The organism is Chimaeribacter coloradensis (assembly GCF_002858715.1).
Lineage (GTDB): Bacteria > Pseudomonadota > Gammaproteobacteria > Enterobacterales > Enterobacteriaceae > Chimaeribacter > Chimaeribacter coloradensis.
Genome location: NZ_PJZH01000009.1, coordinates 1 through 22,030, shown reverse-complemented (window position 1 = coordinate 22,030; position 22,030 = coordinate 1). Strand labels below are relative to the sequence as shown.

Annotated in this window: 21 protein-coding genes; 7 read left to right on the top strand and 14 right to left on the bottom strand. The window is 57.0% G+C overall.

What is annotated here, in order from left to right; translation table 11 throughout:
• Position 1: 1 nt before the first annotated feature.
• The 13 genes from atpG to ravA form a co-directional block, all read right to left on the bottom strand.
• Complete coding sequence (gene atpG / locus CYR32_RS10745; RefSeq protein ID WP_101824399.1) at positions 2-865, bottom strand: F0F1 ATP synthase subunit gamma; 864 nt, start codon at positions 863-865, stop codon at positions 2-4.
• A 61-nt stretch (positions 866-926) separates the two neighbouring features.
• On the bottom strand, positions 927-2,468 hold the full coding sequence (gene atpA, locus CYR32_RS10740; protein ID WP_072927851.1) for a F0F1 ATP synthase subunit alpha: 1,542 nt from the start codon (positions 2,466-2,468) through the stop codon (positions 927-929).
• Between the two features lie 12 nt (positions 2,469-2,480).
• A complete protein-coding gene (atpH, locus tag CYR32_RS10735) occupies positions 2,481-3,014 on the bottom strand; it encodes a F0F1 ATP synthase subunit delta (RefSeq protein ID WP_101824398.1) in 534 nt (177 codons plus the stop codon).
• 14 nt (positions 3,015-3,028) lie between these two features.
• Complete coding sequence (gene atpF / locus CYR32_RS10730; protein ID WP_072927854.1) at positions 3,029-3,499, bottom strand: F0F1 ATP synthase subunit B; 471 nt, start codon at positions 3,497-3,499, stop codon at positions 3,029-3,031.
• 61 nt (positions 3,500-3,560) lie between these two features.
• Positions 3,561-3,800 carry a F0F1 ATP synthase subunit C gene (atpE, locus tag CYR32_RS10725; RefSeq protein WP_004093904.1) on the bottom strand — a complete coding sequence of 80 codons (240 nt, stop codon included), beginning with the start codon at positions 3,798-3,800 and terminating at the stop codon, positions 3,561-3,563.
• 48 nt (positions 3,801-3,848) lie between these two features.
• Positions 3,849-4,631, bottom strand: coding sequence for a F0F1 ATP synthase subunit A (gene atpB, locus CYR32_RS10720; protein WP_072927856.1), 783 nt, complete (start codon positions 4,629-4,631; stop codon positions 3,849-3,851).
• A 38-nt stretch (positions 4,632-4,669) separates the two neighbouring features.
• Entirely contained in the window at positions 4,670-5,053 is a 384-nt protein-coding gene (atpI, locus tag CYR32_RS10715) for a F0F1 ATP synthase subunit I (protein ID WP_101824397.1), read from the bottom strand.
• 637 nt (positions 5,054-5,690) lie between these two features.
• On the bottom strand, positions 5,691-6,311 hold the full coding sequence (rsmG, locus tag CYR32_RS10710; protein WP_101824396.1) for a 16S rRNA (guanine(527)-N(7))-methyltransferase RsmG: 621 nt from the start codon (positions 6,309-6,311) through the stop codon (positions 5,691-5,693).
• A 110-nt stretch (positions 6,312-6,421) separates the two neighbouring features.
• Entirely contained in the window at positions 6,422-8,311 is a 1,890-nt protein-coding gene (gene mnmG, locus CYR32_RS10705) for a tRNA uridine-5-carboxymethylaminomethyl(34) synthesis enzyme MnmG (protein ID WP_101824395.1), read from the bottom strand.
• 378 nt (positions 8,312-8,689) lie between these two features.
• Positions 8,690-9,133 carry an FMN-binding protein MioC gene (gene mioC, locus CYR32_RS10700; protein WP_101824394.1) on the bottom strand — a complete coding sequence of 148 codons (444 nt, stop codon included), beginning with the start codon at positions 9,131-9,133 and terminating at the stop codon, positions 8,690-8,692.
• Positions 9,134-9,224: 91 nt separating this feature from the next.
• Positions 9,225-9,686 (bottom strand): transcriptional regulator AsnC, encoded by a 462-nt coding sequence (asnC, locus tag CYR32_RS10695; protein WP_072927924.1) that lies wholly within the window; start codon positions 9,684-9,686, stop codon positions 9,225-9,227.
• Positions 9,687-9,785: 99 nt separating this feature from the next.
• Complete coding sequence (gene viaA, locus CYR32_RS10690) at positions 9,786-11,246, bottom strand: ATPase RavA stimulator ViaA (protein WP_101824393.1); 1,461 nt, start codon at positions 11,244-11,246, stop codon at positions 9,786-9,788.
• Positions 11,247-11,249: 3 nt separating this feature from the next.
• Positions 11,250-12,761 carry an ATPase RavA gene (gene ravA / locus CYR32_RS10685; protein WP_101824392.1) on the bottom strand — a complete coding sequence of 504 codons (1,512 nt, stop codon included), beginning with the start codon at positions 12,759-12,761 and terminating at the stop codon, positions 11,250-11,252.
• Between the two features lie 263 nt (positions 12,762-13,024).
• Here ravA and kup point away from each other — a divergent pair, with 263 nt between their 5' ends.
• From kup to rbsR, 7 genes are all read left to right on the top strand, one after another.
• Positions 13,025-14,893, top strand: coding sequence for a low affinity potassium transporter Kup (kup, locus tag CYR32_RS10680; RefSeq protein WP_101824391.1), 1,869 nt, complete (start codon positions 13,025-13,027; stop codon positions 14,891-14,893).
• 191 nt (positions 14,894-15,084) lie between these two features.
• On the top strand, positions 15,085-15,504 hold the full coding sequence (rbsD, locus tag CYR32_RS10675) for a D-ribose pyranase (protein WP_101824390.1): 420 nt from the start codon (positions 15,085-15,087) through the stop codon (positions 15,502-15,504).
• Positions 15,505-15,512: 8 nt separating this feature from the next.
• Positions 15,513-17,030, top strand: a complete 1,518-nt coding sequence (gene rbsA / locus CYR32_RS10670; protein ID WP_101824389.1) for a ribose ABC transporter ATP-binding protein RbsA — start codon at positions 15,513-15,515, stop codon at positions 17,028-17,030.
• On the top strand, positions 17,023-17,991 hold the full coding sequence (gene rbsC / locus CYR32_RS10665; protein WP_101824388.1) for a ribose ABC transporter permease: 969 nt from the start codon (positions 17,023-17,025) through the stop codon (positions 17,989-17,991). Before rbsA ends, rbsC begins: the two co-directional genes overlap by 8 nt.
• 35 nt (positions 17,992-18,026) lie before the next feature.
• Positions 18,027-18,914, top strand: a complete 888-nt coding sequence (gene rbsB, locus CYR32_RS10660; protein ID WP_101824387.1) for a ribose ABC transporter substrate-binding protein RbsB — start codon at positions 18,027-18,029, stop codon at positions 18,912-18,914.
• 79 nt (positions 18,915-18,993) lie between these two features.
• Positions 18,994-19,920 (top strand): ribokinase, encoded by a 927-nt coding sequence (gene rbsK, locus CYR32_RS10655; protein ID WP_101824386.1) that lies wholly within the window; start codon positions 18,994-18,996, stop codon positions 19,918-19,920.
• Positions 19,921-19,923: 3 nt separating this feature from the next.
• Entirely contained in the window at positions 19,924-20,925 is a 1,002-nt protein-coding gene (rbsR, locus tag CYR32_RS10650; RefSeq protein ID WP_101824385.1) for a ribose operon transcriptional repressor RbsR, read from the top strand.
• On the opposite strand, the gene CYR32_RS10645 is transcribed toward rbsR, so the two are convergent.
• Positions 20,926-21,615 (bottom strand): FadR/GntR family transcriptional regulator, encoded by a 690-nt coding sequence (locus CYR32_RS10645; RefSeq protein WP_101824384.1) that lies wholly within the window; start codon positions 21,613-21,615, stop codon positions 20,926-20,928.
• Positions 21,616-22,030 lie beyond the last annotated feature (415 nt).

Here is a 22,030-nt window from a genome sequence, read left to right as displayed (position 1 = left end):
CTTAAACCGCAGCGGCCCCCGAGACGATCTCGGTAAGTTCTTGAGTGATGCTGGCCTGACGGGCTTTGTTGTATACCAACTGAAGCTCTTTGATCAGGCTACCGCCGTTATCGGTTGCGGCTTTCATCGCGACCATTCGTGCGGCCTGCTCGCTGGCCAGGTTTTCCACGACGCCCTGATAAACCTGTGATTCCACATAGCGACGCAGCAAGGTATCCAGCAGCGCTTTCGGGTCGGGTTCATACAGGTAATCCCAGGATTTCTTCTCCAGCACGCCATCTTCCGCAGGCGGAAGCGGCAGCAGTTGAACAACCTGCGGAACCTGGGACATCGTATTGATAAACTTGTTACTGACGATGTAAAGCTTGTCCAGACGACCTTCGTCGTAGGCTTGCAGCATCACTTTCACCGGGCCAATCAGATCAGACAGGGAAGGTTTATCCCCCATGCCGGTGACCTGGGCAACCACGTTGCCGCCTACGGCGCCAAAGAAAGAGGCCGCTTTCGAACCAATCACAGCCAGATCGGCCTGAACGCCTTTATCGGACCAACCTTTCATGTCTGCCAGCAGTTTCTTGAACAGGTTAATGTTCAAGCCGCCGCACAGACCACGGTCAGTAGACACCACCAGATACCCAACGCGCTTCACATCGCGGTCGTCCAGGTAGGGGTGTTTGTATTCCAGATTACCTAACGCAAGGTGACCAATCACATTGCGCATGGTCTCTGCATAAGGACGGCTGGCTGCCATGCGCTCCTGCGATTTACGCATTTTGGAGGCGGCGACCATCTCCATCGCTTTTGTGATCTTCTGCGTGTTTTGCACGCTTGCGATCTTACCACGTATCTCTTTTGCGCCGGCCATCTCTGCTTCTCCTCATTGCCAGACGGCCTGCTGTTCTTTCAAACAGCAGGACCGTTCAGCGTTACCAGGACTGGGTTGCTTTGAAGGTATCCAGCAGGCCTTTCAGCTTGCCTTCAATCTCATCGTTGTAACCGCCAGTTTGGTTGATTTGGTTCAGCAGATCACCGTGTTCGCGATCGGCGAAGGCCATCAGGGCAGCTTCGAAGCTCACCACTTTGGACACTTCGACGTCTTCCAGATAACCGCGCTCAGCAGCAAACAGCACCAGGGCCTGTTGAGCAACGGACATCGGCGCGTACTGTTTCTGTTTCAGCAGCTCGGTCACTTTCTGACCGTGGCTCAGCTGTTTACGCGTCGCGTCATCCAGATCGGAAGCGAACTGAGAGAACGCAGCCAGTTCACGATACTGTGCCAGTGCGGTACGGATACCACCGGACAGTTTCTTCATGATCTTGGTCTGTGCTGCACCACCCACACGGGATACGGAGATCCCTGGGTTAACCGCAGGACGGATACCGGAGTTGAACAGGTTGGATTCCAGGAAGATCTGACCATCGGTAATCGAGATTACGTTGGTCGGAACGAACGCGGAAACGTCACCCGCCTGCGTTTCGATCAGCGGCAGCGCTGTCAGAGAACCGGTTTTACCTTTCACTTCACCTTTGGTGAAAGCTTCAACGTACTCAGCGTTAACACGCGCAGCACGCTCCAGCAGACGGGAGTGGAGGTAGAACACGTCACCCGGGTACGCTTCACGGCCCGGCGGACGACGAAGCAGCAGGGAGATCTGGCGGTAAGCCACAGCCTGTTTGGACAGGTCATCGTAAACGATCAGGGCATCTTCACCGCGGTCACGGAAGTATTCGCCCATGGCGCAACCGGCATACGGAGCCAGGTATTGCAATGCAGCGGATTCAGACGCGGTCGCTACCACAACAATGGTGTTGGCCAGTGCGCCGTGCTCTTCCAGTTTACGTACCACGTTAGACACGGTGGACGCTTTCTGGCCGATAGCCACGTAGATACATTTGATGCCGGAGTCGCGTTGGTTGATGATCGCATCGATCGCCAGCGCGGTTTTACCGGTCTGGCGGTCGCCGATGATCAGCTCACGCTGGCCACGGCCGATTGGAATCATCGCATCCACAGATTTGTAACCGGTCTGAACCGGCTGATCAACGGATTGACGGGCGATAACGCCCGGAGCGATAGCTTCAACCGGGGAGAAGCCGTCGTTGTCGACCGGCCCTTTACCATCGATAGGCGCACCCAGGGTGTTGACCACACGGCCCAGCAGGCCGCGGCCAACCGGAACTTCCAGGATACGGCCGGTGCATTTCACCTTCATGCCTTCAGCCAGGTCCGCGTACGGGCCCATCACTACAGCACCGACAGAGTCGCGTTCCAGGTTAAGTGCAATGGCGTAACGGTTGCCGGGCAGGGCGATCATCTCACCCTGCATCACATCGGCCAGGCCGTGTACGCGAATGATCCCGTCGCTGACGGAAACAATAGTACCTTCATTGTGAGCTTCGCTCACTACATTGAACTGAGCAATGCGCTGCTTGATCAGTTCGCTGATTTCGGTGGAATTCAGTTGCATGCTCCAGTCCCCTTAAGACTGCAAGACGTCTGCCAGGCGATCCAGGCGGCCGCGTACGCTGCCGTCGATCACCATGTCACCCGCGCGGATTACGACGCCGGCCATGACAGACTTATCAATTTTGCAATTCAGCTTAACTTTGCGTGACAGACGTTTTTCCATCGCAGCGGTAATTTTTACCAGCTGGGCATCATTCAGTGTGGTGGCGGAAATCACTTCGACTTCGACCGTGGCCTCAAGAGAGGCACGCAGCGCAATAAATTGCTCTAACACTTCAGGAAGGACGGATAAACGGTTGTTCTCGGCCATGACCTTAATCAGGTTCTGGCCGGCTTGGTCGAGTTGATCACCACATACGGCAATGAACGTTGCAGACATGGTTTCCGGTGCAACAGCACCGGAAAGCAAGGCTTTAATCTGTTCGTTGCGCGTCACTTCAGCGGTAAACGCCAGCATGTGCTGCCAGCGGTCGATGCATTGGTGCTCAACGGCAAAGTCAAATGCTGCTTTGGCGTAGGGGCGAGCTACCGTGACAAATTCAGACATCAGCCCCTCCCTCCTTACAGTTCAGCGACCAGTTTATCAACGATGTCGCTGTTAGCAGCTTCATCCACGGAACGTTCAATGATCTTCTCGGCGCCAGCAATTGCCAGTACAGCGACTTGCTTACGCAACTCTTCACGAGCGCGTTTACGTTCGGCTTCGATCTCAGCCTGTGCTTGCGCCACGATTTTGTTACGTTCCTGCTCTGCTTCGGCTTTTGCGTCCTCGACAATCTGAGAGCCACGCTTGTTGGCTTGCTCAATGATCACCTGGGCTTCGGCCTTGGCTTTTTTCAGCTGGTCGGTCGCATCGGCTTGCGCGAGGTCCAGATCTTTTTTGGCACGTTCTGCTGAAGCGAGACCGTCAGCGATTTCTTTCTGACGCTTCTCGATGGCAGCCATAATCGGCGGCCATACATACTTCATGCAGAACCAGACAAACAGGACGAACGCGATGGCCTGGCCGAGGATTGTTGCGTTAAGATTCACAGCACAATGCCTCTTTCAAAGTTAATAGTTTGATGTGGTCTACGGTCGAGAAAAATCTCTACTAGGCGACCGCAAACATCACGTACAGGCCCAGACCAACAGCGATCATCGGGATGGCGTCAACCAGGCCCATAACGATGAAGAATTGTGTACGCAGCAGAGGAATCAGGTCAGGCTGACGAGCAGCGCCTTCCAAGAATTTACCACCCAGGATGCCGATACCGATCGCAGCACCGATTGCCGCCAGGCCCATCATCACAGCGGCAGCCATGTACAGCAGATCCATACTCAGGTTTTCCATGACAGTCTCCAGTTTGTTTCAGTTAAACGCAGTAGTGTTGAAAGAAAATCAGTGTTCTTCAGACGCCATCGACAGATAAACAATCGTCAGAACCATGAAAATAAAGGCTTGCAGCGTAATGATCAGGATGTGGAAAATGGCCCACGGCACACTCAGAACCCACTGTGACCACCACGGCAGCAAACCGGCAATCAGGATGAAGATCAACTCACCCGCATACATGTTGCCGAACAGTCGCAGACCCAGAGAAACAGGTTTGGACAGCAGGCTGACACCTTCCAAGATCAGGTTGATTGGAATGAATACCGGGTGGTTGAACGGCTGCATCGTCAATTCTTTAACGAAGCCGCCAACCCCTTTCATTTTGATGCTGTAGAACAGAATCAGAATGAATACGCCCAATGCCATCGACAATGTGATGTTCACATCAGCGGTAGGCACCACACGCAGGGCAGGAAGCCCGAGGACATGTTCACCGAGATAAGGCAGCAGGTCGATAGGCAGCAGGTCCATCATGTTCATCAGGAAAACCCAGACGAAAACGGTGAGCGCGAGCGGTGCAATCACCTTGCTCTTGCCGTGATACATATCACGCACGCTGCTGTCGACAAACCCGACAACCAGCTCAACGGCTGTTTGCAGTTTGCCAGGGACGCCACTGGTGGCGTTTTTTGCTACTTTACGGAAAATAACCAGAAAGAGCAGACCGAGGACCACGGAGAAAAACATCGAATCGATGTTTATCGACCAGAATCCCGTTCCCACCTGCAGCTGAGTCAGGTGGTGACCGATATACTCTTGAGGAGTAGAGATTTCTCCAGATGCAGACATGATGCCTCTTACCCTTTTGTAGTTAGATACAAAAACCGCTATGAGCGGTAACTGTTAATCACGGCTGGTGCCAGTATCTGCGTGAGCAACACCGAGAGATAGGTTATACCCAGCGGGATGAACACCGCCTTGAGCACACCCAGGGCGATTATCATCAACACAATGGTGATGACAACCTTCAACGCTTCTCCGATGGCGAACGACCAGGCGACTCGGCCAGAGAGTGGCGTATTTGCCTGGTGACGCCACGCAAACAGCATAAACAGTGCATTCGGTAACCAGGCGGCTAACCCGCCGGCTAAAGCAGAAACACTCCATTCCAGGCCTTTTAGCCCAAATACGGCACTGAGCAGAACAAAGGTCAATAACTGCACCAACAGCAGTTTTACGGCAACCTTCCCGCTGTAAAGGGACGCAGACATGACGTTTGTTCTCTCCGTAACTCAGTGGAGGTATGCTGAGTGTCGTATAAAACTGCCTTTGTAAGACCGAGTCAAGCAGCAAAAACCGAGCAAATTATACGGTTCACTCAAGCGAATTCAATCGATAAGTAGCGAAAAGGTGAACAATTATTTAAATTTAATTCTGTAGGGCTATTTTCCTAAGGAAACTATCCCCGGAATGACAAGATAATAATTGTCTGATTATTCCACTACCGTGCATATAAGTGTGCACAAGATCACAGAAAATAGGTTCGTCACATTAAGCAAATGCACGCCGGGCGCGGATGCAACGCCACATTGATTTTTAAACCTTATAAAAATCAATCCGCTAAATTGCGAACCGGCAAAAATAAGATAAATACTTAATTCAAACCTTTTTGTGACATTTCACCCCAAAAATAAGCAACAAAAATATTACATTTAATCGGCTTATTTGAGAACTACTCTCATTAACAAACTGGCCTATTTTCCGCTGCCGAAGTAAACCGCTAAATAACCATGCTACGACTCTGTGAAATATTGGTAACCGTTGCGCATATCGGCCAATATAATTAGCAAGCTTATGTTAACGCCCGCAACGGCTGCCAGAGTGACGCTTTCTTGATAAAGCGCAAAATCACTGCGCTTTCAGGATCACCAGGTGACGCTCACCTTCAAGCTCAGGCACCGTCAATTTCACGACCTGCTCCACCCCTACCCTCTCGGGTAACGTCGCGAGTTCATCATCCGGGCGAACCCCTTTCAGGGCATAGAAACGCCCGTGGCCCGCGGCCGGCAGGTGATGGCACCAGGAAACCATATCCTGCAGGGAGGCGAAGGCACGGCTGATCACGCCGTCAAACGGCGGCTCTGCCGGGAACGCCTCCACGCGGCTCTGCACCGGCGTAATGTTAGTAAGCCCTAACTCATGCTGCACCTGCCGTAAAAAGCGCACGCGCTTGCCCAGGCTGTCCAGCAAGGTGAAGTGGGCATCGGGGCGCACGATCGCCAGCGGGATGCCCGGCAGGCCCGGCCCGGTACCGACGTCAATAAAGCGGCTGCCTTGCAGGTGCGGGTTCACCACAATGCTGTCGAGAATGTGGCGCACCAGCATCTGACGCGGATCACGCACCGACGTCAGATTATAGGCTTTGTTCCACTTATCCAGCATCCCTACGTAAGCCAGCAACTGGTGCTTCTGCTGATCGGGTAACACAATGCCGGCCTGGTTGAGCAACGCGTCGAGTTTTTGCAGCACGGGTAATTCCTTTGGCACAGCGTCAGGGCTGTGGCTAATCATCATTCAGGGAAGGTCACACAAGGGAGAAGAGCCGCCGGCACACAGGCTGACGGCTCAGCCAGTCAGGCTCAGGCGCTGCGGCGCAGCAGGCCCTGTTTTTTCAGCCAGATCAGCAAAATGGAGATGGCGGCCGGGGTGATCCCCGAAATGCGTGAAGCCTGGCCAATCGAGCTGGGTTTGTGATCGTTGAGCTTGGCGATCACCTCATTCGACAAGCCGGACACCTCACGGTAGTCCAGATCCGCCGGCAACAGGGTATTTTCGTTACGCTGCTGCTTGTTGATCTCATCCTGCTGACGGGCGATATAGCCTTCGTACTTGACCTGGATCTCAACCTGCTCAGCCGATTGCGGATCGCTCAGGCCCGGTGCGAACATCGGCATGCCGATCATCTGCTGATAGGTCATCTCAGGACGGCGCAGCAGCTCTTCGCCGCTGGCTTCACGTGAAAGCGGTGCTTTCAGCAGGGCGTTGACCTGCTCCACCTGTTCAGAGTGCGGGTGCACCCACAGGCTGCGCAAGCGTTGACGCTCCTGCTCAATCTGTTCGACTTTCTCGCTGTAGCGCGCCCAGCGCACATCATCCACCAGGCCCAGCTCACGTCCCTTCTCCGTCAGACGCAGATCGGCATTGTCTTCACGCAGCATCAGGCGGTATTCCGCCCGCGAGGTAAACATGCGGTACGGCTCTTTGGTGCCCAGGGTGCTGAGGTCATCCACCAGGACGCCGAGGTAAGCCTGATCGCGGCGCGGTGCCCAGCCTTCATCCTCATTGGCGTAACGGCCGGCGTTCAGACCGGCCAGCAGCCCCTGCGCGGCGGCTTCTTCATAACCGGTGGTACCGTTGATCTGCCCGGCAAAGAACAGGCCCTGGATGAACTTGCTCTCCAGCGTCGGTTTCAGATCGCGCGGATCGAAGAAATCATACTCGATGGCGTAACCCGGCCGCACAATGCGCGCATTCTCCAGGCCGCGCATGGAACGGACAATCTGCATCTGCACATCAAACGGCAGGCTGGTGGAGATGCCGTTCGGGTAAATTTCGTTGCTGGTCAGCCCTTCCGGCTCCAGGAAGATCTGGTGGGCGTTACGATCGGCAAAGCGCATCACCTTGTCTTCGATCGACGGGCAGTAACGCGGGCCGATCCCTTCGATGATCCCGGCGTACATCGGGCTGCGATCCAGGTTCTGGCGGATCACGTCGTGCGTCTGCTCGTTGGTATGGGTGATGTAACACGGGATCTGCCGTGGGTGCTGTGATGCATTGCCCATGAACGAGAACACCGGTGCCGGAGTATCACCATGCTGTTCATCCAGCACGCTGAAATCGATGGTACGGGAATCGATCCTCGGCGGGGTACCGGTCTTGAGGCGGTTAACGCGCAACGGCAGCTCACGCAGACGGCGTGACAGCGAGATCGCCGGAGGATCGCCTGCGCGGCCCCCACTGAAGTTTTCAAGGCCGATGTGGATCTTCCCATCAAGGAAGGTGCCCACAGTCAGCACCACCGCTTTGGCGCGGAATTTGAGGCCCATCTGGGTTACGGCACCCACGACCCGATCGTTTTCCACGATCAGATCGTCAACGGCCTGCTGGAAGATCATCAGGTTCGGCTGGTTCTCCAGCGCTGTGCGTACCGCCTGGCGGTAAAGCACCCGGTCGGCCTGTGCACGCGTTGCCCGGACTGCCGGCCCTTTGCTGGCGTTTAGTATCCTAAACTGAATCCCTGCATGATCGATGGCAGTGGCCATTAACCCGCCAAGGGCGTCCACTTCTTTAACCAGATGTCCTTTTCCGATGCCACCGATCGCCGGGTTGCAGGACATTTGTCCAAGCGTATCAATGTTATGCGTTAATAATAGGGTTTGACGACCCATCCGGGCAGCCGCCATGGCAGCCTCGGTACCGGCATGGCCTCCGCCGATAATGATGACGTCAAAATGGTCTGGATAAAACATGGTACTGCACCTCGCGGTTATGCGAATGATCGTGGTTTGCCCTGGGGTCGGGGATTCTACTGAAGTTTAGCCGTGCAACCAAGCAGCTTAGGATCGCAGGTAATTAAAAGAAGATCTTTTTATTTAAAGATCTCTTTATTAGATCTCTTATTAGGATCGCGATCCTCTGTGTATAACTCTGGATTCTCTATCTGATCCAACGGATTAGCACGGATCATTAGCTGTGAATGATCGGTGATCCTGGCGCGTATAAGCTGGGATCAGATCGGCACTTTATACACAGGCCTGTTTGGGGGGTAAGGTTGTTATTGGGATAACTACGGGTTTTACCCAGCTTTAAACGGTAGTTATCCACAACTGATCGCGTGATCTTTGAGCTTATTTGAGTAAATTAATCCAGTTGACCGCCCATTCTTCAGCGGGGTCCTCCGGGATCTCATGCTGCGTCACGTCGATCTCAAGGCGATCACCGATCTTTTTAGCCCCACGGGCGATCAATGCCGACTCGATCGTTTTGATCGCGCCACAGAAGGTATCGTATTCGCTGCTGCCCAGCCCGATCGCCCCAAAACGGACCTGGGAGAGATCCGGCTGTTGCGCCTCGATCTCATCCAGCAATGGCTGGAGGTTATCAGGCAGTTCACCGGCACCGTGCGTTGAGGTCACCAGCAGCCAGATCCCTGACGGGGTAAGGTCAGCCAGTTCTGCGCCATGCAGCGTTTCCGTTGAAAACCCCGCCTCTTCCAGTTTCTCAGCCACATGTTCAGCGACATACTCGGCACTGCCGAGGGTGCTGCCGCTGATCAGGGTAATGTCAGCCATAATGATCCCACCTGATATAAAGAGGGCGTATTGTACGCTGTGAATCAGCTGGGATCTACCTGTGGACAATATGGGTATGGCTTTTTTACGATCAGGGCGAGATCGCCCGCATGATCGGGTTCTGTAAGGAGATTAGCGTCTCCGTGGACTGGATCTCATCAATGGTCTGGATCTTGTTGATAAGTACCTGTTGCAGGGCATCTATCGATCGGCACATCACCTTAATAAAGATGCTGTAGTGCCCGGTGGTGTAATAGGCTTCCACCACCTCTTCCAGGCTGTCGAGTTTTTTCAGGGCGGAGGGGTAATCTTTGGCGCTTTTCAGGATGATGCCGATAAAGCAGCAGACGTCATACCCCAGCTGCTTGGGGTTCACCTGCACACAGGCACCGGTGATGATGCCCGCCTGCTTCATCTTCTCTACCCGCACATGAATGGTGCCGGGGCTGACGTTAAATACCTTGGCCAGCTCGGCATAGGCGGTACGGGCGTTCTCCATCAGGGCGTTCAGGATGCCGCGATCGAGATCGTCGATTTGATAAACTTCTGTCACTTTTTCCACCTCAGCGTCAGGACATACAATGTCCCAGAAGATAGAGGATCTGCTGCGGCAGGGCTATGGTTATCGCTGGGGAAGGCGTACCGGGCGGGGCTAACGGTGCAGGCGGCGCATCAGGCGGCTTTTCAGCCCGGTGTCAAAGCGCCAGATGTGATCGAAAATACGCATGATCCCCGGTTTGCCGTAGGATGACATCGCCACGGCATGGAAACGTTGCTGATGGATCTGCCGGTGCCGGCGGATCTGCTCTACCACCGGGTCGGGCAGGCGCTGGGCGATGAAGTCGGAGATCACCACCGCGTCGGCATCAAACCAGGCGCGATCCTCCATTTTGGTCAGCGTGGCCGTCAAACAGGCCGCCAGATCGGTGCCGCCGCGGAAGTGCTGGCCGAGGAAGCGGATCGCCTGTTCGATCCCGCTGCCGGCGGTGAGTTCATACTGCACGATCTCTGTGGCAAACAGCATAATGAAGCAGCGGCGCTTGTCGGCCAGCGCGATCCGCAGCAGCGCCAGGCAGAACGCCTTGGCGCACTGTTCATTGAAGCCGCCCATAGAGCCGGAGGTATCCACGCAGACAATAAAGGGGCCGCGCGGCTGCTCCTCCTGCTGATGGTGGGTGACCGGGCGCATCATAACCCGCTCATGCCAGGCATCGCCCTGAAGCCGATAGGTCATCAGCTGCTTCTCCAGCAGGCGCCGGTAAAACTCAAACTCCAGCTCGCTCAGCCCCAGCATTGCCAGTTCGGTGGGCAGCAGCCTGAGGATGTCATCACTCTGGTGAATGCCGCCGACCTGCTCCGGTACGGCGGCCGGCTCACGCACCAGCGTACGGTAAGGCTCCATCGCCGCATTATCCTGCGGGACGCTTTTCGCGGCCTGGCTCCGGCCCAGTTGCTCTGCCAGCCGGTTCAGCTCCGGCTGCTGTTGCAGGAACGCGCCGTAGTCCAGCAGTTGCCGGTAATTCCCGGCATGGAGTTCACCCCGGCTCATATCCCACAGCCGCCCGGCCGCGCTGTCGTTTTCCGCCAGCAGCGGGGCCAGCGCGCCGCTCATCGCCAGCCGCTGCTGGAGATCGGCCAGCAATTGTTCGCGCTCCTGCTCCAGCAGCTGATGGTGCAGCGTGATCGCCTGCAGGGTCAGGCTCAGACGCCAGCGTTGGATAAACAGGGTCTGCAGGCTGTCGCCGGCCGGGTGGCGGAGATCGGCGCTCTCCAGCAGTGTCTGCGCTTCCGGGGCGAAGGGGGAGTCCATGGCATTGAGATCGCGCACGATGCCGGGCAGATGCTGGTAAAATGCCGTGGGGCTTTCCGTCATGCTGCGCTGATAAAAGTAGAACTCTTTCGCCAACGCCGGGGGAACGGTCGCCTCATTGATGCGCCGGGAGAGGGTCTGTTTCCAGGCGGGTAGATCTTTCAGCAGGGCGCGCTTGAGCCGCGGGAATTTCTCAAAGAACACCACCAGCTGCGGCGTGGCCAGCAGGCTGATGATGATCTCCTCAATCAGCTCACCCTGATTGATGGCCAGCAGCATATCCAGCGTATGCAGGCTCATCATGATCTATTTACCGCGGAAGGTCTGTTGCTGCTGTTTTATCTGCTCCGCGACCTGCATCAGGCTGGCTTCAATTTTGGCCAGCCAGGCGGCGGGCACAAACAGGCAGGGCTGGTGCGAGGAGAAAAGCCGGCGCTGCTGGGCCAGTTTTTCCGCCAGGGTATCAAGCTGGGCGCTGATTTCAGGGGAGACCGTGGCCTGCTGCTGCTCCCCCGGCAGGGAAAGCACCGAGCGCTGGCGGCTGACGTCCAGCACCGACAACTGGAGTTTTTCATCCACCTCCAGCTCCACATTCTGGGCAAACCCGATGCCGTTAAGCTTCGCCCGCATCGGGCCGCCTTTTTGCAGCCAGCTGTCCAGCTCGGCCCTCTCCACCAGCAGGTGCGTCACCTGAATCTCATGCAGGTGCAGCGGGGTATGCAGCAGCAGCGTCAGCGAGGTCTCCTCGCTCTCCAGCACCAGCACGTAATGGGGCGTCCGGCTGAACATGGCCGCCTTTTTGCTGACTTTGATCGCCTGGCTGTCGCTGAGCTGCTGCTGTTCACGCTGCCATTGCTGGTGAAGCTGATGGATTTGCAGCATCAGGCTCTGCTGCTGATAGGCCTGGGTGGTGATCACCTGCTCAAGCTGCTGCTGGAACAGGGTATAGGTGTTGAGGTCGTGCCAGAGGCAATCTTTGAGCAGGATCAGATCCACCGGCGAGATGGCGCGGCGGCCGCTGAAGAAGGCGCTGGCCTGCAACAGACGCAGCGCTTTTTTCCAGCGCCGGTCGGAGACGTAAGGCGCGCTTTCCTGCGCATCGAGCCGCTCACGCAGCTGGAAAATCAGTTCGAAGCACGCATCCGGCAGGGTAACGGCATTGATGTCGTGCTGCCACTGGTGAAACTCCTCGTCGGTGATGCTGAGGCTCTCCGGCACCGGGTTCTCATTTTCAGCGGTGCGGTGCGTCAGCAGGGCGCGGAAATTCTGCTTTTCCTGCACTTTATCCAGCCACAGGCGGATCAGCATCCGGTCATACAGCGCTTCCAGGCTGCTGTCCGCTTCCGGCAGTTCGTTGGAGGCGGTCACCAGCAGCCGCAGCGGGATGGCAGCCTCATCATCACCATTGCGGAAACGGCGCTCGTTGATGGCGGTCAGCAGGGTATTCAGAATCGCCGGGCCGGCTTTCCAGATCTCATCCAGGAAGACGATCTCCGCCTCCGGCAGGTAGCCGCGCGTCAGGCGCTGGTAACGCCCCTCATCTTTCAGCGCCTGGATCGACAGCGGCCCGAACACCTCTTCCGGCGTGGAGAAACGGGTCATCAGGTATTCAAACGCCCGTGCATGGCGGAACGCATACTTCAGCCGGCGGGCGATCAGGCTCTTGGCAATGCCCGGCGGCCCCAGCAGAAAAACACTCTCACCGCATAGCGCTGCCAGCAGGCAGAGCCGGATGGCATCCTGGCGTTCATAAAGACCACTCTCAAGCGCATTGCTGAGCCGTGCGATGCGGTCAGCCAACCCCGTTGCGTTCACCATGATTACTCTTCGTTTTCTTTCAGTTACCGCATTCTGGTTTGCGGTATAAGAATAATCCACACTTATTTTTTACTGCGTTAGCTTGTTGATTCTCAGTAATTTTCTATTCTCAGTAAATCCCGGAGCGCGCCCGGCTGCCGGGTTTGCGCGGGAATATAAGGATAGGCAATCATGGTAAATCATGCATACTGTGCGGTTTTGGGTGGGCGTAACGGAATCAGCGCACGCATCGCTTATGGATGTTCCAGCAAAAGAAACGAGTTATGAGCACAGCGCATAAACAGTCATTGTCAGCCATGACCCTGGCCGCTATCGGGGTTGTCTATGGTGATATTGGTACCAGCCCTCTCTATACCTTAAGAGAGTGTTTTTCCGGCCATTACGGTTTTGATGTTCAGCCCGACGTCGTGTTCGGGTTTCTCTCCCTGATTTTCTGGATGCTGATCCTGGTGGTTTCCCTGAAATATCTCTCGTATGTGATGCGGGCAGATAACGCCGGGGAAGGCGGGATTCTGACATTAATGTCGCTGGCGGGGCGCAACACGTCCGCCCGGACCACCGCGGTGCTGGTGATCCTTGGGTTGATTGGCGGCAGCTTCTTCTATGGCGAGGTGGTGATCACCCCGGCGGTGTCGGTGTTGTCAGCGATTGAAGGCCTGGAGATCGCCGCGCCTTCCCTCGATCCCTATATTGTTCCCTGCTCCATCGCCGTGCTGACGCTGCTGTTTATGATTCAGAAGCACGGCACCGGCAGCGTCAGTAAGCTGTTCGCGCCGGTGATGCTGGTCTGGTTCCTGGCGCTGGCACTGCTGGGCGCGCGCAGCATCATGGACAACCCGGAAGTGTTGCAGGCCCTGAACCCGGCCTGGGCGATTAACTTCTTCGTCACCCACAAAGCCGCCTCCTTCTTTGCGCTGGGCGCAGTGGTGCTGTCGATTACCGGGGTCGAAGCGCTGTATGCCGATATGGGCCACTTCGGGAAGTTCCCTATCCGGCTGGCGTGGTTCAGCGTGGTGCTGCCTTCGCTGGTGCTGAACTACTTTGGCCAGGGCGCGCTGCTGCTGAAAAACCCGGAAGCGATCAAGAACCCGTTCTTCCTGCTCGCGCCTGACTGGGCGTTGATTCCGCTGATGCTGCTGGCAACGCTGGCCACGGTTATCGCCTCGCAGGCGGTGATCTCCGGCGTCTTCTCCCTGACGCGCCAGGCCGTGCGGCTGGGCTACCTGCCGCCGATGCGCATCATCCACACCTCTGAGATGGAATCGGGCCAGATCTATATCCCGGTGATCAACTGGACGCTCTACGTGGCGGTCGTGATCGTGATTGTCAGCTTTGAGCACTCCAGTAATCTGGCAGCGGCCTACGGCATCGCCGTGACCGGCACCATGGTGCTGACCAGTATCCTCTCCTGCACCGTGGCGCTGAAAAACTGGCACTGGAATGTGGTGCTGGTGGGCGCGTTGCTGGCGGCCCTGCTGATTATTGATGTGCCGATGTTTGCGGCCAACGCCACCAAACTCTTCTCCGGTGGCTGGCTGCCGCTGGTGCTGGGGCTGGTGATGTTCGTCATCATGACGACCTGGAAAAGCGAGCGGTTCCGCCTGCTGCGCCGCATGCATGAGCACGGTAACTCCCTGGATGCGATGATCGCATCGCTGGAGAAATCCCCGCCGGTGCGGGTACCGGGGACGGCGGTCTATATGTCACGCGCTATTAACGTGATCCCGTTTGCCATGCTGCACAACCTCAAGCACAACAAAGTGCTGCATGAGCGCGTGGTGCTGCTGACCCTGCGCACGGAAGATGCGCCTTTCGTGCATAACGTCCGCCGGGTGGCGATTGAACAGCTTTCGCCGACTTTCTGGCGCGTGGTCGCCAGCTATGGCTTTAAAGAGACGCCTAACGTGGAGGAGATCTTCCACCGCTGCGGCCTTGAGGGGCTGCCGTGCCGGATGATGGAAACCTCCTTCTTTATGTCCCATGAATCGCTGATTGTGGGCAAACGCCCCTGGTATCTCCGGTTACGCGGCAAGCTGTTTGTCACGCTCAGCCGTAACGCCCTGCGCGCGCCTGACCAGTTTGAAATCCCGCCTAACCGGGTGATTGAACTCGGCACCCAGGTCGAAATCTGACGACAAAGGGCTTCTCCGGAAGCCCTTTTTTATGGCGCGTACCGCGCTGTTCGCCCCGCGTCAGGCCCGCTTTTCTTATCTGCCAGCGAAACGTTTCGATGGTGATCACATTTCTCTCTCTTTCCTTTTGCCTTCTTAACCGGTTTTTTTACACTGCTGGCAGCGAAACGTTTCGCTGACGGAGCCTAGCCATGAAAAAAGCCGCCTTACTGAATGCTGAACTCTCTTATGTGATCGCCAAACTCGGGCATACCGATCAGGTGGTGATTGCTGATGCCGGGTTGCCGGTGCCTGCCACCACGCAGCGCATCGACCTGGCGCTGACCCATGGCGTACCCGGTTTTATGGCGGTGCTGAGCGTGGTGACGCAGGAGATGCAGGTAGAGCGCGTCATCCTGGCTGAGGAGCTGAAAGCGCATAACCCTGCCATCCACCAGCAGCTGTGTGAACACCTGGCGCAGCTGGGCGAACGGCAGGGCAACGCCATTGAGGTTGGCTACATCCCTCATGAGGCATTCAAAGCACAAAGCGGGCAGAGCCGTGCCGTTGTGCGTACCGGCGAATGCTCGCCTTACGCCAATGTCATCCTCTGTGCCGGCGTGACCTTCTGAGGCCCCTTATGCAAGCGTTGCTGGAACTTAAAGGCATTGTGAAATCCTTCCCCGGCGTCAAAGCCCTGTCGGGCGCGGCGCTGTCTGTTTACCCCGGCCGCGTGATGGCGCTGGTGGGGGAGAACGGGGCCGGGAAGTCCACCATGATGAAGGTGCTGACCGGCATCTACCAGAAAGAGGCGGGCAGCCTGAAGTTTCTGGGGAAAGAGGCCAGTTTTGCCGGGCCGAAAGCGTCCCAGGAGGCGGGCATCGGCATCATTCATCAGGAGCTGAACCTGATCCCGCAGCTCACCATTGCGGAAAACATCTTTTTGGGCCGCGAGTTTGTAAACCGGTTCGGTTGTATCGACTGGAAGAAGATGCACGCAGAAGCCGGCAAGTTACTGGCGCGGCTCAATGTCCGCCACCGCAGTGACCGGCTGGTGGGCGAGTTGTCAATTGGCGATCAGCAGATGGTGGAGATTGCCAAAGTCCTCAGCTTTGACTCGCGCGTCATCATCATGGATGAGCCCACCGATGCCCTGACCGATACCGAAACCGCCTCCCTGTTCAGCGTGATCCGTGAGCTGCGTGCGCAGGGGTGTGGGATTGTCTACATCTCCCACCGGATGAAAGAGATCTTCGATATTTGCGATGACGTTACCGTCTTCCGGGACGGGCAGTTTATCGCGGAGCGTGCCGTCAGCTCGCTGGACGAAGACACGCTGATTGAGATGATGGTCGGCCGGAAACTGGAGGATCAGTACCCTCGCCTGCTGTTGCCGCAAGGGGAGCGCCGCCTGCGGGTGGCGAACCTCAGCGGCCCGGGCGTGGAGCAGGTCAGTTTTACCCTGCATCGTGGTGAGATCCTCGGCATCTCCGGCCTGATGGGGGCCGGCCGCACCGAACTGATGAAGATCCTTTACGGTGCCCTGCCCCGCCGCAGCGGTTCTGTCGAGATCGACGGGCGCGACGTCACCGCCCGTACGCCCCAGGAGGGGCTGGCAAACGGCATCGTCTATATCTCGGAAGACCGCAAACACGATGGGCTGGTGCTGGGGATGTCGGTGAAAGAGAACATGTCCCTGACGGCACTGCGCTATTTCAGCAAAGAGGCCGGGCGGTTGCGCCATGCCGATGAGCAGCAGGCGGTCAGCGACTTCATCCGCCTGTTCAATATCAAAACCCCGTCGATGGAGCAGCCTATCGGCCTGCTCTCCGGCGGGAACCAGCAGAAAGTGGCCATTGCCCGCGGCCTGATGACCCGGCCCAAAGTCCTGATCCTGGATGAGCCGACCCGCGGTGTCGATGTGGGGGCCAAGAAAGAGATCTACCAGCTGATCAACCAGTTTAAGCAGGATGGCCTCAGCATCATTCTTGTCTCTTCCGATATGCCGGAAGTGATGGGCATGAGCGACCGCATTCTGGTTATGCATGAAGGGCGCATCAGTGGCGAATTCACCCGCGAACAAGTGACCCAGGAAGTGCTGATGGCTGCGGCTGTCGGCAAGCTCTATGGCGCAACACAGGAATTAACTCATGAGTAGTCACGTATTGCCGGCCAAGCGCTGGTTCAACAAAGCCTGGTGGCTGGAACAGAAGTCACTGATTGCGCTGGCGGTATTGATCGCGGTGGTGTCATCAATGAGCCCGAACTTTTTCAGCCTGAATAACCTGTTCAACATCCTGCAACAGACTTCCGTCAACGCCATCATGGCCGTGGGAATGACGCTGGTGATACTGACCTCCGGCATTGACCTCTCTGTCGGGTCACTGCTGGCGCTGACCGGCGCGGTCGCCGCGTCGCTGGTGGGCATGGAAACCAACGCCTTCCTGGCCGGGGCCGCCGCGCTGGGGCTGGGGGCGCTGATCGGTGCCGGCACCGGGGCGATTGTGGCAAAAGGCAAAGTGCAGGCCTTTATCGCCACCCTGGTGATGATGTTGCTGTTACGCGGCGTGACGATGGTCTACACCAACGGCAGCCCGGTCAATACCGGCTTCTCTGAGGTTGCCGATACCTTCGGCTGGCTCGGCATCGGCCGCCCGCTCGGCATTCCGACCCCGGTCTGGCTGATGGCCATCGTGTTCCTCGCTGCCTGGTACATGCTCCACCACACCCGCCTGGGCCGCTACATCTATGCGCTGGGCGGCAATGAAGCCGCGACCCGCCTCTCCGGCATCAGCGTCAATAAAGTCAAAATCATCGTCTACGGGCTGAGCGGTTTGCTGTCAGCGCTGGCGGGCCTGATTGAAGTGGCGCGCCTCTCCTCGGCCCAGCCTACCGCCGGGACCGGCTACGAGCTGGATGCGATTGCCGCCGTGGTACTGGGCGGCACCAGCCTGGCGGGCGGCAAAGGGCGGATTGTCGGCACGCTGATTGGCGCGCTGATCCTCGGCTTCCTGAATAACGGGCTGAACCTGCTCGGCGTCTCTTCCTACTACCAGATGATCGTCAAAGCTGTGGTGATTCTGTTGGCGGTGCTGGTGGATAACAAAAGCAGCAAATAACTTTTCCGATTACCTTTCTACACAGGACGCTTACCATGATGATGAAAAAATTGGCGACGCTGGTTTCAGCAGTGGCCCTGACGGCGACCTTCAGCGCCAATGCACTGGCAAAAGATACCCTGGCGCTGGTGGTCTCCACGCTGAACAACCCCTTCTTTGTTTCGATGAAAGAGGGGGCGCAAAAAGAGGCCGATAAACTGGGCTATAACCTGGTGGTGCTGGACTCGCAAAACAACCCGGCGAAAGAGCTGGCCAACGTGCAGGACCTGACCGTCCGCGGCACTAAGCTGATGCTGATTAACCCGACGGATTCTGACGCTGTCGGTAATGCGGTGAAGATGGCGAACCAGGCCAATATCCCGGTTATCACCCTCGACCGCGTGGCGACCCACGGTACGGTCGTCAGCCATATCGCCTCTGACAACCGTGCAGGCGGCGCGATGGCCGGTGAGTTTATTGCCAAAAAACTGGGCAACGGCGCAAAAGTGATCGAACTGGAGGGTATCGCCGGGACCTCTGTCGCCCGTGAGCGCGGCGAAGGTTTCAAACAGGCGCAGGAGAAGAACCACTTTGCCCTGCTGGCGAGCCAGCCGGCCGATTTCGACCGCACCAAAGGGCTGAACGTGATGCAGAACCTGCTGACGGCCCACCCGGATGTGCAGGCCGTGTTTGCCCAGAACGATGAGATGGCCCTCGGTGCACTGCGCGCCCTGCAAACCGCCGGCAAAAGCGATGTGTTAATCGTCGGCTTTGACGGCACCGCAGACGGCATCAAAGCGGTACAGGGTGGTAAACTGGCGGCCACCGTCGCCCAGCGTCCTGACCAAATCGGTGTGATTGGCGTGCAGACGGCGGATAAGGTATTGAAAGGTGAAAAGGTCGCCGCGGTTAACCCGGTTGATCTGTCGCTGGTGACGAAATAATCCGGCAGGAGCCAGGACAATGCGCCGCCCCCTGTGAGGCGGCGTACTTTTATCAGAGACGGGATCAGGAAGAACAGCGATGAAGAGAGGCAAGTTAGTGGTCATCGGCAGTATCAATGCCGATCATATTCTGAACACGGCACACTTCCCACGCCCCGGCGAGACGGTGATCGGGTCTCAGTATCAGGTGGCCTTTGGCGGTAAAGGGGCGAACCAGGCGGTCGCCGCCGGGCGCAGCGGGGCAGAGATTACCTTTATTGCCTGCGTAGGCGCTGATGACATCGGCGAACGCGTGCGCCGGCAACTGGCGGCAGACAATATTGATATCCGGCCGGTGGAAGCAGTGCCTGACACCACGACCGGGGTGGCGTTGATTATGGTCAACGCCGAGGGGGAGAACGTCATCGGTATTCACGCCGGGGCCAATGCCGCGCTGACACCCGCGCACCTTTCCCGTTATCATCAGGAGATTATCGACGCCTCCGCCCTGCTGATGCAGCTGGAGTCGCCGCTGGAGACCGTGATGGCCGCGGCCGCACTGGCAAAAGCGCACCAGACTAAAGTGATTCTCAACCCGGCCCCGGCATGCGCCCTGCCCGATGCGCTGCTGGCCTGCGTGGATATGATTACGCCCAATGAAACGGAAGCGGAAGCGCTCACCGGTATCGCGGTCAGTAATAATGATGAGGCCGCCCGCGCTGCCGCCTGGTTACATGACAAAGGGATCGCGACAGTATTGATTACCCTGGGCAGCCGCGGCGTCTGGCTGAGCGAAAACGGTGTGGGTCAGCTTATTCCCGGTTTCCGGGTGAATGCCGTGGACACCATTGCCGCGGGTGATACCTTTAATGGGGCGCTGATCACCGCCTTGCTTGACCAGCAGCCCATGGCCGGTGCCGTACGGTTCGCCCATGCCGCGGCGGCCATTGCCGTGACCCGGCCGGGTGCTCAGCCCTCCGTACCATGGCGTAACGAGATCGACGCGTTCCTACAACAACAGGGGTGATGTTTGGCCACAATGAAAGATGTCGCCCGGCTGGCGGGTGTTTCGACCTCCACCGTCTCCCATGTCATCAATAACAACCGGTTTGTCAGTGACAGCATCCGTGAAAAGGTGCTGGTGGCGATTGAAACGCTGAACTATGCCCCTTCCGCCCTGGCGCGCAGCCTGAAAATCAATCAGACCCATACTATCGGTATGCTGCTGACCGCCAGCAGCAACCCTTTCTATGCGGAGCTGGTGCGCGGTGTGGAGCGCAGCTGCTATGAGCGTGGTTACAGTTTGATTATCTGTAATACCGAAGGGGATGTGGACCGCATGAACCGTAATCTGGAGATGCTGCTGCAAAAGCGCGTGGATGGATTACTGCTGATGTGCACGGAGACCCATATCCCGTCTCAGGATGCCCTGCGCCGCTACCCTTCCCTGCCGATAGTGATGATGGACTGGGCACCTTTTGGCGATGCCAACGACATCATTCAGGATAACTCGCTGCTGGGGGGAGAGCTGGCGACGCGCTACCTGCTCAGCCAGGGCTACCGCCGTATCGCCTGCATCGCCGGGCCGCAGGATAAAACCCCGGCGCGGGCGCGGCTGGCCGGTTTCCAGCGTGCTATGGATCAGGCGGGGTTGCCGGTGCCGGAAGAGTACATCATCTATAGTGATTTTGAATTTCAGGGCGGCATGACGGCGATGTCCCGGCTTCTGGCGCTGCCGCAGCCACCGGAGGCTGTCTTTACCAGTAATGATGCGATGGCCGTCGGCGTCTATCAGGCGCTTTATCAGCACGGCCTGTCGATCCCCGCGGATATGGCTGTCATTGGGTATGACGATATTGAGCTGGCCCAATATATGACGCCGCCCTTAACCACGGTGCATCAGCCAAAAGATGACTTAGGGGAACTGGCGATTGATACCTTGCTGCACCGGCTGAACAACCCCACGGCCGGGCCTCAGGTTCTGGTATTAACGCCGGAGCTACGTGTGCGTGATTCCGTCAGCACCCGCTGATCAGCCCGCGTCTGTCAGCAATGCCAGGCAGGCTGCCTGCGCCGCCGGGCCATCAGATGCCAGAATGGCAGAAACAATGGCATGGTGGTGGCGCAGCTTAATCACTTCATTGCCGGTGATGGTCTGGAAGTAGCGGTGATAGACCGAGCTGAACAGATTGGCAAAGGAGGTCAGGAACGGGTTGGCGCTGGCTTCATAGATCAGCTGGTGGAACTGGCCATCGACCGTAATCCAGCGTTCACGATCAAATTGGGCATCCAGCGCGCGCATTTCCCCCATATATAAAGAAAGACGGTGTTTCTGGTCTGCGGTGGCCTGGGTGGCAGCCAGAAAGCAGGCCTGCGGTTCCAGAGCGGTGCGCATAATCAGGAAGTGCCGCATCACTTCATCACTGTTCTCCCGGTTCATCCACCACGCCAGCAAATCCTGATCGAGAAAATTCCAGTTAGCCTGCTGCATGACCCGCGTACCAATACGGGGGCGCGGCAATACCATGCCTTTGGCAGCCAATGTTTTCACCGCTTCACGTACTGCAGTGCGGCTGACGCCATAGATTCCGGCCAGCTCCATCTCACCCGGCAGAATACTTCCTTCTTTATAATGCCCGGACAGCAGCAGCTGAGCGATTTTCTCTGCGAGGAGATAGGAAAGATTGCGCTGGGCAGCCTGTTGCTGCGCATTAATCGGCATGATGGTTATCCTGAATGACGTCTGTGAAGCAGCCTCTACTTTACCGATTATGGGCAAAACCGGCCCTGGAAAGTAAGAAAAAGCATGAAATTGCCGGTTTAAACCGCACTTTGTTTAAACGTTAGCCGGTTGAATGTTTTTTTGAATTTAGGGGTTGCAGCCTGCGCGGAACTCCCTATAATGCGCCTCCACTGACCGGGAACAACGACCAACACGTCGCCGGGTCAGGAAGAGATAAGCCGGCGGAAACGCCAAATTCTTTTGAGAATAAAGCTTGACTCTTCAGCGGGAAAGCGTAATATGCACCTCCCGCGTTACCGAGAAACATACCGGTAACGACTGCTCTTTAACAATTTATCAGACAATCTGTGTGGGCACTCACAAGACGATATCCAGCATCTTCGGATGCACAAAA